Here is a 10,897-nt window from a genome sequence, read left to right as displayed (position 1 = left end):
TATGAAGACCTCTCTTTGATTATTTGGTCGATTTCCCCAGTGCTTTAGCCACCAGTTGTTCATACAGCTCGGCGTAGGGTTCCACCGCCTGGGACCAGTTGAAGGGTTGGGTCATGGCGCGGCTGCGCATGGCATTGAGCAGGCCTGGGTAGGAAAACACCTTGAACGCACGTTCCAGGGCTGCCTTGTAGCTGTCGACCGTGGATTCGTTGAACAGAAAGCCGGTGACGCCATCTTCAATGGTGTCGGCCAGGCCGCCGGTATTGCGCGCCACCGGCAACGAGCCGAAACGCTGCGCATACATCTGGCTCAGGCCGCACGGCTCATAGCGCGATGGCATTAGCAGGAAGTCGCTGCCGGCGAACATGCGGCGCGCGTCGGTTTCGTTGAAGCCAATGCGCACGCCGACCTGGCCGGGGAAGCGCAGCGCCAGTTCGCGCATGGCTTGTTCTTCTTCCGGCTCGCCACGGCCGATGATGGCAATTTGGCCGCCGTTTTCGACAATAAAGCTGGCGACGGCTTCGGTGAGGTCCAGGCCTTTCTGGTAGACCAGGCGCGACACCACGGCAAACAACGGGCCGGTGGAGTCGTGCAGGCCGAACAGCTCGCGCACATGGGCAGCATTGATGGCCTTGCCTTCCCAGTCACCGATATTGAAGTTGTGGGTCAGGTGGGTGTCAGTCGAGGTTTCCCAGCTTTCGTCGATGCCGTTGGGAATCCCGCTGAGCAGGCCCTGCTGGGTCTTGCTGGCGAGGAAGCCATCGAGGCCGCAACCGAATTCCGGGGTGGTGATTTCCGCGGCGTAAGTGGCGCTGACCGTGGTGATGTGGCTGGAATAGGCCATGCCGGCCTTGAGGAACGACATCTTGCCGTAGAACTCCATGCCTTCCTGTTGCAGGGCATGGGGCGGAATGCCCAGTTCGGGCGTGCAGCCCAGGCTGACCACGCCTTGGTAGGCGAGGTTATGAATGGTGAACAGGGTAGGGGTGCGTGAACCACGCCAGTGCATATACGCCGGGGCCAGGCCAGCCGGCCAGTCGTGGGCGTGCACCAGGTCCGGGCACCAGTGGATCTGTGCCAGGTTGGCGGCAATGTCGGCGGCGGCCAGGCCCAGGCGGGCGAAGCGGATGTGATTGTCCGGCCAGTCGCGGCCGTTGTTGGCGCCGTAGGGTGTGCCTTCGCGTTCGTACAGCTCAGGGCAGATCAGTACATAAATGACCAGGCCGTCCTTGAGGTCCATGCGCCCGATCTTGCACGGTGGCAGCGCCGCGTGGCCGCCCAGCTCACCGACAATATGGATCGGGTTGTCGCTCTCCATCACCTGCGGGTAGCCGGGAATCAGCACCCGCACGTCGTGCAGGTGGGCCATGGCGCGGGGCAGGGCAGCGGAAACGTCGCCCAGGCCGCCGGTCTTCACCAGGTCGGCAAACTCGGAGGTGACAAACAGCACTTTCTTTCGATTCGGGTTCTTACTCACGATCGGCCGCACAGTGTTGGGCAGGTCGGCCAATGACGTCGGCCCCCCTGCCTGCTGACTAAAACGCTCTCCCTGAGTTACTACTGCGGCACTGATCATAATGCACTCCCCTTGTTTCGTTGGTCGGCTAATGGCCCGCTGCCATTGGCTCCGAGTGACCGCATCCTGCGGCCAGGCGCACAAGCGCAATACAAACTGGCAAGGCGTATGCCAGTTGCACGGTTAGCTGAAAAAGTTTGGATGGGCGGGCATGCGGCCTGAACCGGATATGTTCGCCTTACCTAAAACTGGACCTGTGGCAGAGTTCGAAAGTTTCGATTTTTTGCGGGGTTTTTGTTTTGGAACGGACCCATCGGTCATGAGTCTAGGACAGATTCCAGCGCCTGCAGGGTTTAGCGGGAAAAATTGTAGGACAAAAAACTTATAAGGTTAAGCCGGCGAAACCTGTGGCGAGGGAGCTTGCTCCCGCTGGGGCGCGCAGCGACCCTAAGAGTTTGGGAGCGCTGCGCAACTCCAGCGGGAGCAAGCTCCCTCGCCACAGAGGTGCGTGCGCACTGAAAGGGTGCGTTAGCCGAGCACTCGAATGGGCGCGCCGTTCGCCCAGGCCTGGATGTCTTCGATCATTTGCCCGTAGAACTGTCGGTAGTTCTGCTCGCTCACATAACCGACATGGGGCGTGGCCAGGACGTTGGGCAGCGAGCGGAAAGGGTGGTCGAGCGGTAGTGGCTCCTGGCTATATACGTCCAGCGCCGCGCCGGCCAGTCGCCCATTGCTCAATGCGTCCACCAGTGCCTGTTCATCCACGATCGGCCCGCGTGCCGTGTTCACTAGATGCGCGCTGGGTTTCATCCAGGCCAGCGCCTGCGCGTCAACCAGGCCGCGGCTGCGCTCGCTGAGTACCAGGTGGACGCTAAGAATGTCAGCCTGTTCGAACAGCTCGCGCTTGCTGACCCAAGTCACCCCTGACTCGGCGGCCCGCTCTGACGTGAGGTTTTCGCTCCAGGCAATCACACGCATGCCGAATACCTGGCCGAACTGCGCGACTTTCTGGCCGATGCTGCCGAGCCCCAGGATGCCCAGGGTCTTGCCATACAGGTCGCCGCCCAGGCCGACTTGCCAGCCGCCCGCCCGCAAGGAGTTGGCCTCGGCCAGCAGGTTGCGTGTGGTAGCCATGATCAGCGCCCAGGTCAGCTCCGGCGCGGCCTGCTTATAGCTGTCGGTGCCGCAGACTTGGATTCCCAGCGCCTTGGCGGCAGGGATGTCGATGGCGGCGTTGCGCATGCCACCGGTCACCAGCAATTTGAGCCTGGGCAGCCCCTGCAATAACGCCTGGTCGAAGACGGAGCGCTCGCGCATTACGCAAATAACGTCGAACTCCTGCAAACGCTCGACCATCGTGGCGATATCGGCTGGGTAGTCGTGCAGAAAATGCACCTGGCCCAGAGGCTGAAGCATCGACCAATCCACCACACTGCTGGCCACTTGCTGCCAATCATCAATGACTGCGATCTGTCGCGACATTCACGCGTGCCTCGAAAAGGTTAAAGGGCATTCAAACCCTGCAACAGCGCAGCGTGGAAACGGGCCGGTTCTTCCATCTGCGGCGCATGGCCCAGGCCGTCGAACTCCACCAGGGTCGCATGGGGAATCAGCTTGGCTACTTGCTTGCCCAGCACCTGGTAGTTGCCGATCCTGGCCTTCACGTCCGCGGGCGCCAGGTCTTTGCCGATGGCGGTGTTGTCGCTGGTGCCGATCAGCAGCAGGGTGGGGGCTTGCAGGTTCTTGAACTCGTAGTACACCGGCTGGGTGAAGATCATGTCGTAAATCAACGCCGAGTTCCAGGCCACCAGGGTATGCCCCGGGCCCTGGTTGAGGCCGACCAGCATGTCTACCCATCGTTCGTACTCGGGCTTCCAGCGCCCTGCGTAATAGGTGTCGCGTTCATACTTGCGCACGCCGTCAGCGCTCATTTTCAGCTCGCGTTGATACCACTGGTCAACGCTCTGGTGAGGCACGCCCAGGGCTTTCCAGTCTTCCAGGCCGATGGGGTTCACCAGCCCAAGCTGTTCGGTTTGGCCGGGGTACATCAAGGCATAGCGCGTGGCGAGCATGCCGCCGGTGGAGTGGCCGAGCAGGGTGGCTTTTTGAATACCGAGTTTTTCCAGCAACTGGTGGGTATTGAGGGCCAGTTGCTGAAAGCTGTACTGGTAATGCTCGGGCTTGCTGGAGGTGCAAAAACCGATCTGGTCCGGGGCGATCACTCGGTAACCCGCGTCGCTCAAGGCTTTGATCGAGCTTTCCCAGGTGGCGCCGCAAAAGTTCTTGCCGTGCATCAGCACCACGCTGCGCCCGTTGGCCTTGCCTTTGGCCGGCACGTCCATATAGCCCATCTGCAGGCGCTTGCCCTGGGACTCGAAGTTGAAACGCTCGACCGGGTAGGGGTACTCGAAGCCCTCGAGTTCAGGGCCGTAGGTGGCGGCGAACACTGGCGCGGCGCTGGCTGTGAGCAGGCCGGCGACGCATAGATGTCGGATGGAAGGCATAGACATAAGCTCCGGAAATAATGCCCCGGATGCTGTTGAAGGGAGATTAACGGGGGATTAACACCCAGTGCAGGGTCACGGCGGCCAGCACGCCGTAGCGCAGCGCCTTGGCCAGGGTGACCAGCAGCAGGAAGCGCCATAGCGGTTCGCGCATCACGCCGGCTACCAGAGTCAATGGGTCGCCGATGATCGGCAGCCAACTGAGCAACAGCGTCCAATGGCCCCAGCGCGTGTAGTGGCGGCGGGCCTTGTCCAGCTGCCGGGGGCTGACGGGAAACCAGCGCCGCGCCTTGAAGTGCTCCACCGAGCGGCCCAGCAGCCAATTGACCACCGAACCCAGCACATTGCCCAGAGTGGCGATGCCCAACAGCAGCCACAGGCTGTAATGCCCGCTGAGCAGCAGCCCGACCAGCACGGCTTCCGACTGCAAGGGCAGTAATGTCGCCGCGCCAAAGGCGGCGGCGAACAGCCCCAGGTAACCCATCAGCACGGTTTCAGATGCCGATGAATCGGACGGGTTCGTTGCAGAGGGTTTTTCATGGTCGGTGTCACTGAACGCACGGCAGGAGGCGGGCATTTTCCCTGAAGCGGGTCAGTTAAGCGAGAGAGGGATCAATCCCGCAGGTGCTCCAAGCGATGCTTGAGCTGGTCCAGCGCAATGCGCGAGAGTTCGAGCATGCGTTCATGCAAGGTCACCAGTTGCAGTTCGGTCTCATAGGTCAGGACACGCTTGAACAGTGTGCCGCCTTGTTGTGCTTGCAGGAAATAGTGCAATGAGCCGTCGACCGCCAGTGAGGTGAATACGGTCTTGAACTCGTGCGGGCAACGGGCGATTTGCACGCGGTAACTCAGCGGGACACGTATGCCCAGCAGGTCGATGATTTCGGTGAACCGCGTGCCGACCGGCACTGAGCCGCAGGTGCCGGTATCGGCGCTTAAGGAGGTGGGGTGCCATTCGTGCCAGCGGTCGGGCTGGGTCACGTAGTCGTAGACGGTCTCGACCGAGGCCTGGATGAAGCGTTCCTGACTGATTCGCTCCAAGCGGACCGATTGCTCAGCGTGCATGACACACCTCCTGTGTGGCGGGTTTTACACTAGGAGTTGTGAGAATAGTCCGACTCCCGCGCTTTGCACGGGAGTATTCAGGCGTGGATCAACGCACTTTGAAGCGCCCCATCAAGGCAATCACCCGGCCATTGGCGTCCAGCAGGCTTTGGGTATTGGTTTGCGTGACATGACCGCTTTCTACCAACTCTTCAACCATCTGTCGGATCTGCACCATGCTGCGGTTGATCTCTTCGGTCACCGCGCTCTGCTGCTCGGCGGCCGTCGCGATCTGGGTGCTCAGGTTGTTGATGTGGCTGACCGAGCCTGCCATCTCATCGAGCCCGGTGTTGACCCGCTCCGTGGCATCGGCCGCCGACTGGCAGCTGGCCTGGGTGTTTTCCATGGCGGCGACCGATGAGCCCACACCGGTGGTCAGGCGCGCCAGCATTTCGTTGATCTGCGAGGTGCTGGCCTGAGTGCGCGCGGCCAATGCGCGGACTTCATCGGCCACCACGGCAAAACCGCGGCCTTGTTCGCCGGCCCGTGCCGCTTCAATCGCGGCGTTGAGTGCCAACAGGTTGGTCTGGCCGGCGATGGCGCCGATCACGCCGAGGGTTTCAGTGATACGCGCGGCGTCCTGGCGCATATTCTCCACGGTGTGGGTCGCGCTGGCGACTTCACCGATCAAGGCGCTGACACTGGCGGACGCTTCGCCCACCACCACGCGGGAGCGGTCGGCGTGTTCGTTGGCGCGCTGGGTGAACGCCGCCGTTTCCGCGGCGTTTTGCGCGACGGTGTCGGCGGTGGAGCTCATTTCGGTGATGGCGGTCACCGTCTGGTCCGTTTCCGAGGCGTGGCGCAACAGGATCTGGTTGGTGTGCGCCGAGGTTTGCTGCAGTTGCGCCAGGCCCGAGGACATGGCACCGGTGGCCTGGGTCACCTCACCGATCATGTTTTGCAGGTAGACGATAAAGCGGTTCACCGAGTGGCCGATGGCGCCCAGTTCGTCTTCGGCGCGGATGGTGATGCGTCGTGTGAGGTCGGCGTCGCCGGCAGACAGCGCGTCGATATTGCCCTTCAGCGCTTTCATGCGCTGGACCAGTTGGCGAATGGCATAGGCCGCCAGCAGCACCAGCAGGATCACCATCGGGATTTGCAGCAGCGCCAGGCTGCCGAGTACGTCATTGCGCTGGGCGGTGATCAGCGAAGTGGGCAGGGCAGTCGCCAGGAACCACGGGGTGCCTTCGATCGGGCGCATGTAGAAGGTACTGGCCACGCCCTGGTTGTCGAACTCAGCACGTTGCAAGCCCTGGTCGCGATGGGCGAGGGCCTTGCTGATCTGGGCGGCGAAGGCCGAGGTGCCAGTCAGTTCGCTGATGTTCTTCAGCACGATCGGGCCGCTGATGCGCGAGCTGTTGCTGATGATCTTGCCGTCGCCTTCGACGATCAGCATTTGCCCGCCGATGTCTTTTTCCTTGCTGGCCACCAGGTCATTGAAGAAGCCCAGGGTCACGTCGATGGTCGCCACGCCATAGGCGGCGCCGTCACGCTGGATCGCCATGGCGCAGTTGGTGCGCGGCTCCTGGCTGGCATCGTCCTTGTAGGCGGCGGCCCAGGCGCATTGGCCACGGGGCGAGGCGAGGCCGCCCTTGTACCAGCTCTGGTCGTAATAGTTGGGCGCCGGGTCACTGTTCCAGAAGGTGTTGACCGCCAGCTTGCCCGAGGCATCGCGGTGCCAGAACGTGCTGTGCTTGTTGCGCCCAGGGGTGCGCTGATTGGGCAGCGGCCAGATACCGCCGCCGAACACTTTGAGCTCGCCGTACTGGTCGACCAGGCCGGGCAGCACCTTGTCGATGGCGTCACTGTCGAGCAATGGAATGGTTTGGGTGATGGTGCGTTGCTGGGCCTGAACCTTGTTCAGTTCGCCCTGGATCTGTTCGGCTACCTCGCCGACGCGGTTAAGCACCACCTGCTCTTCGGTGTATTGCAGCTTGGGCGCGACCAACTGGCCGATGCCCACGACGGTCAACACCAATAACACCAGGACGAACAGCACCAGAAACAGGGTATAGCGGGCTTGGATGGAGCGCAGTGGGGGCATGGGGCCGTCCTTACGAAGCGTTATTGTCGACGCGGCTTTTTTAGAGCTTCGTAGGGCTATCGGCTTGGAAGCAGCCAGCTTTAGGTACGTGCGTGCAAGAAAGTGCGGGCGCCGTCGAACGGCGCCGCGTGGTCAGATTTCCAGCATGGCCATCACTTCCTCGGGGTAGCGCAGGCCGGCGGTTGCGTGGGCCGGGAAGATCGCTGTCAGCGCCCCCAGCTCGGTCGGGCTGAGGCTGATCGACACGGCCGCCACGTTTTCTTCCAGGTATTTACGCTGCTTGGTGCCGGGGATCGGCACGATGTAGTCGCCTTGCGCCAATACCCAGGCCAGCGCCAGTTGGCCGGCCGTTACGCCTTTATCGGCTGCCAGCGCTTGCACCTGTGCGACCAGTTGCAGGTTTTTCGCAAAATTCTCGCCCTGAAAGCGCGGGTTGAAACGCCGGTAGTCCTCGGCATCGAAATCCTCCGGGCTTTTCAGTGCCCCGGTGAGGAACCCCCGACCCAACGGGCTGTACGGAACGAAGGCGATGCCCAGGCGCTGGCAGGTGGCGAGGCAGCCGTTGTCTTCCTGATCGCGACTCCACAGCGAATATTCGCTTTGCAGGGCGCTGATGGGGTGAACCTTGTGCGCGCGCTCCAACGTGGCGGCCGACGCTTCGCTCAGGCCCAGGTAGCGCACCTTGCCCTGTTTCACCAGCTCGGCCATGGCGCCAACCGTTTCTTCGATGGCCACCTCGGGATCGATGCGGTGCTGGTAATACAGGTCCAGGGTTTCAATGCCCAGGCGTTGCAGCGTGCCGTCGATGGAGGCGCGCACGTACTCCGGGCGCCCACATACGCCACGCAGCGCGGGGTTTGCCGGGTCGCGCAGGATGCCGAATTTGCTGGCCAGGAACACCTGGTCGCGCTTGCCGGCGATGGCCTTGCCGATCAGTTGTTCATTGGTGTGGGGGCCGTACATGTCGGCGGTATCGAGAAAGTTGACGCCGAGCTCCAGGGCGCGGTGCAGGGTGGCGATGGCCTCCGTGGAGTCGAGGCCCGGCGTATAGAAGTCGCTCATGCCCATGCAGCCGAGGCCGATGGCGGAGACGTGGGGGCCGTTTTTACCGAGTTGGCGAGTGTGCATGGTGGTGCTCCTTGGTTGAGGCGTGCATTGTCGCGCTCGACAAAACCTGGATAAACCGGCTAAAAGCACTATCACTATTTGTAAAATCTAAACAATCTCCGGGGTGAACCGTGGACCGTTTCAATGCCATGCGCGTCTTCACCCGAATCGTAGAACTCGGCGGTTTTGCCAAGGCGGCAGACAGCCTTCAACTGCCGCGCGCTTCGGTGACGATCCTGATCAAGCAACTGGAGGCCCACCTGGGCGTGCAATTGCTGCAGCGCACCACGCGCCAGGTCAGCCCGACCCTGGACGGCGCGGCGTACTACCAGCGTTGCGTGCAGTTGCTGGCGGACCTTGAAGAAACCGAGGCGGTGTTTTCCTCGCGCCGGCAAAACCCGCGCGGCACCCTGAGCATTGATATGCCGTCGGGCATCGGCCGTTTGATCGTGATCCCGGCGCTGCCGACGTTCACCGCGCTCTACCCGCAGATCGAGCTGGACATCGGCCTCAACGACCGCCCGGTGGACCTGATTCGTGAAGGGGTCGATTGCGTACTGCGCGGTGGCCTGGCGTTGGACGACTCGCTGGTGGCGCGACCGCTGGCGATGATGCACCAGCTGACGCTGGCCAGCCCCGCCTACCTGCAGCGCATGGGCGTGCCCGCCAGCCTGGACGACCTGGCCCGGCATCAGATGATTGAGTATGTCTCCAGCGCGAGTGGCAAGCGCTTCGGCCTGGAATTCCAGCTTGGCACCGAGCTGCGCACGCTGAACTTGACGAAAGTGGTCGCCGTGAACAGTTCCGACGGGTATTTCGCGGCCTGTGAAGCCGGCTACGGGCTGATCCAGGCCCCGCATTATCACGCCATGAAGCAACTGGCCGAGGGCACGCTGGTGGAAGTGTTGCCGCAGGTGGCGGTGCCGAACATGGCGCTGACCGCGCTGTACCCGCCGCATCGCCAGCTGTCCCAGCGGGTCCGGGTGTTTGTCGATTGGCTGGTGAAGCTGTGCGCCGAGCCGGGCAACGGCTTGCGCCGCTAGCTTTGCGCGCGGCGGTAAGCGCCCGGTTGCTGCCCGGTGACTTTATGAAAGGCGCGGGTAAACGCCGCCACTGATTGATAGCCCACCGCCAGCGATACATCCGCCACGGTCTGGTCCGTCTTGAACAACTGGCAGGCGTGGCGCATGCGCATCATCAATAGCACCTGGCCCGGTGACTGCCCGCACAGTTCGTTGAACCGCTTGAAAAACGCCGAGCGTGACAACCCGGTGCAGGCGGCCATGCTTTGCAGTGTCCAATTCTCTGCCGGACGTGCGATCAGTTGTTCCAATAAATTGGAAAATGCCGGCTGTCGACCGAGTGCCGCCAGGCCGCCCAGTTCGGTGTTATCAAGCACTTGTTGGCGCAGCACATACAGAAACAGCAGATGGCACAGACGTTCGAGCAAGGCCGAAGAGGGCGCGGGCAGGCGCTCGCACTCCTGCAGAATCAGTTCGAACAGATTGCGCGCAGCGGTCAACGACGGGTCACCGGCGCGCAGGATGATCCAGGCGGGCAGGCTGTCGACAATCATCGCCGACAGCCCGGACTGGAAATCAAAGAAGCCGCAGACCAGGCCCACTCCGTCCGTAGCGTTGCTATCGAGCGCCAGCATCGGGCGGCGCGGGCATTCCTGTGCGCCCGCTGCGGTGTCTGCACCGGAAAGCCGATAGGGCAGGTCGCGCAGCAGGAACACCGCATCGCCATTGTTCAGGTACTGCGCTGATTGGCCGTCGATATGCAGCCAGCATTGGCCTTGTACGATCAGATGAAAACTCGCCCTCGCCAGCCCGTGGGTGCTCGCGTGCCAGTCGCCGCAGTAACGGCCGACGTGAAACAGGCTGGTGTTCAGTTCGAGGCTGTCTAATAACCAATCGACGAGTGCGCTGGACGAATTCATCTAACGAAAAGACTCTAGAGCAAGTAATCGCTACTTTAGCCTATTGAGCGGTTTTTTTATAACCAACAGACTGGAGTCATTCACCCATGAGGAGACCACTCCATGTCCCGTGTACCGCTGCTCACCCCTGAAACCGCGCCGGAAGCGGCCAAGCCCTTCCTGGAAAACGCGCTGAAAACCTCGGGGTTCATTCCCAACCTGCTTGCCGTACTGGCCAATGCCCCGGCGGCGCTGGAAACCTATATCACCGTGTCCGGCCTGAATGCCAAGTCGACCTTGAGCCTGGCTGATCGTGAAGTGGTGCAACTGATTGCCGCCACCCACCACGGTTGCGATTTTTGCGTGGCCGGGCACACCGCTGTGGCACGTAACAAAGCCAAGCTGCCCGAAGAGGTCATCGCGGCGCTGCGCCAGCGCGGTGAGTTGCCCGATGCGCGCTATGAGACACTCGCCGCGTTTACCCGTGAAGTGATCGCCACCCGTGGCGATGTCAGCGATGTGGGCTATGACGCGTTCCGCACCGCCGGCTACACCGACGGGCAGGCGCTGGAGGTTATCCTGGGGGTCAGCCTGGCCACGCTGTGCAACTTTGCCAATGTGTTTGCACGTACGCCGTTGAACCCTGAACTGGCGCAGTACCGTTGGGAACAACCGGCAAGCTGAGTTGGCGCGGGTCCACT

At 62.1% G+C, this 10,897-nt stretch carries 10 protein-coding genes; 2 read left to right on the top strand and 8 right to left on the bottom strand.

Annotated elements, in window-relative coordinates; translation table 11 throughout:
* Positions 1-19: 19 nt before the first annotated feature.
* The 7 genes from glgA to C4J94_RS14685 form a co-directional block, all read right to left on the bottom strand.
* Positions 20-1,576 carry a glycogen synthase GlgA gene (glgA, locus tag C4J94_RS14715; RefSeq protein WP_124386838.1) on the bottom strand — a complete coding sequence of 519 codons (1,557 nt, stop codon included), beginning with the start codon at positions 1,574-1,576 and terminating at the stop codon, positions 20-22.
* A gap of 468 nt (positions 1,577-2,044) precedes the next feature.
* The gene (locus tag C4J94_RS14710; protein ID WP_124386837.1) at positions 2,045-2,998 is read right to left on the bottom strand and encodes a D-2-hydroxyacid dehydrogenase family protein; all 954 of its coding nucleotides are present in this window, start codon (positions 2,996-2,998) and stop codon (positions 2,045-2,047) included.
* Positions 2,999-3,018: 20 nt separating this feature from the next.
* Positions 3,019-4,020, bottom strand: a complete 1,002-nt coding sequence (locus tag C4J94_RS14705; RefSeq protein ID WP_124386836.1) for an alpha/beta fold hydrolase — start codon at positions 4,018-4,020, stop codon at positions 3,019-3,021.
* 46 nt (positions 4,021-4,066) lie between these two features.
* Positions 4,067-4,510, bottom strand: a complete 444-nt coding sequence (locus tag C4J94_RS14700; protein ID WP_124388987.1) for a YqaA family protein — start codon at positions 4,508-4,510, stop codon at positions 4,067-4,069.
* Positions 4,511-4,632: 122 nt separating this feature from the next.
* Entirely contained in the window at positions 4,633-5,085 is a 453-nt protein-coding gene (locus tag C4J94_RS14695; RefSeq protein ID WP_124386835.1) for an SRPBCC family protein, read from the bottom strand.
* An 88-nt stretch (positions 5,086-5,173) separates the two neighbouring features.
* The gene (locus tag C4J94_RS14690) at positions 5,174-7,168 is read right to left on the bottom strand and encodes a methyl-accepting chemotaxis protein (protein ID WP_124386834.1); all 1,995 of its coding nucleotides are present in this window, start codon (positions 7,166-7,168) and stop codon (positions 5,174-5,176) included.
* Between the two features lie 132 nt (positions 7,169-7,300).
* Positions 7,301-8,296 carry an aldo/keto reductase gene (locus C4J94_RS14685; protein WP_124386833.1) on the bottom strand — a complete coding sequence of 332 codons (996 nt, stop codon included), beginning with the start codon at positions 8,294-8,296 and terminating at the stop codon, positions 7,301-7,303.
* 110 nt (positions 8,297-8,406) lie between these two features.
* Here C4J94_RS14685 and C4J94_RS14680 point away from each other — a divergent pair, with 110 nt between their 5' ends.
* Complete coding sequence (locus C4J94_RS14680) at positions 8,407-9,318, top strand: LysR family transcriptional regulator (RefSeq protein ID WP_124386832.1); 912 nt, start codon at positions 8,407-8,409, stop codon at positions 9,316-9,318.
* Here C4J94_RS14680 and C4J94_RS14675 read toward each other — a convergent pair.
* The gene (locus C4J94_RS14675; RefSeq protein ID WP_124386831.1) at positions 9,315-10,217 is read right to left on the bottom strand and encodes an AraC family transcriptional regulator; all 903 of its coding nucleotides are present in this window, start codon (positions 10,215-10,217) and stop codon (positions 9,315-9,317) included. The two genes, C4J94_RS14680 and C4J94_RS14675, sit on opposite strands and share 4 nt — an antisense overlap.
* Positions 10,218-10,319: 102 nt before the next feature.
* Between C4J94_RS14675 and C4J94_RS14670 the strand changes: the two genes are divergently transcribed.
* Positions 10,320-10,880, top strand: coding sequence for a carboxymuconolactone decarboxylase family protein (locus C4J94_RS14670; protein WP_124386830.1), 561 nt, complete (start codon positions 10,320-10,322; stop codon positions 10,878-10,880).
* Positions 10,881-10,897 lie beyond the last annotated feature (17 nt).

This window comes from Pseudomonas sp. R5-89-07, assembly GCF_003851685.1.
Taxonomy (GTDB): domain Bacteria; phylum Pseudomonadota; class Gammaproteobacteria; order Pseudomonadales; family Pseudomonadaceae; genus Aquipseudomonas.
The sequence above is the reverse complement of the archived record's forward strand: the minus strand, read 5'-3'. Positions and strand labels throughout refer to the sequence as shown.

What these genes read in the sequence shown, in the direction of transcription:
- glgA (WP_124386838.1), bottom strand. Translation starts at nt 1,576, where the DNA reads ATGATCAGTGCCGCAGTAGTAACTCAGGGAGAGCGTTTTAGTCAGCAG.
- C4J94_RS14710 (WP_124386837.1), bottom strand. Translation starts at nt 2,998, where the DNA reads ATGTCGCGACAGATCGCAGTCATTGATGATTGGCAGCAAGTGGCCAGC.
- C4J94_RS14705 (WP_124386836.1), bottom strand. Translation starts at nt 4,020, where the DNA reads ATGCCTTCCATCCGACATCTATGCGTCGCCGGCCTGCTCACAGCCAGC.
- C4J94_RS14695 (WP_124386835.1), bottom strand. Translation starts at nt 5,085, where the DNA reads ATGCACGCTGAGCAATCGGTCCGCTTGGAGCGAATCAGTCAGGAACGC.
- C4J94_RS14690 (WP_124386834.1), bottom strand. Translation starts at nt 7,168, where the DNA reads ATGCCCCCACTGCGCTCCATCCAAGCCCGCTATACCCTGTTTCTGGTG.
- C4J94_RS14685 (WP_124386833.1), bottom strand. Translation starts at nt 8,296, where the DNA reads ATGCACACTCGCCAACTCGGTAAAAACGGCCCCCACGTCTCCGCCATC.
- C4J94_RS14675 (WP_124386831.1), bottom strand. Translation starts at nt 10,217, where the DNA reads ATGAATTCGTCCAGCGCACTCGTCGATTGGTTATTAGACAGCCTCGAA.
- C4J94_RS14670 (WP_124386830.1), top strand. Translation starts at nt 10,320, where the DNA reads ATGTCCCGTGTACCGCTGCTCACCCCTGAAACCGCGCCGGAAGCGGCC.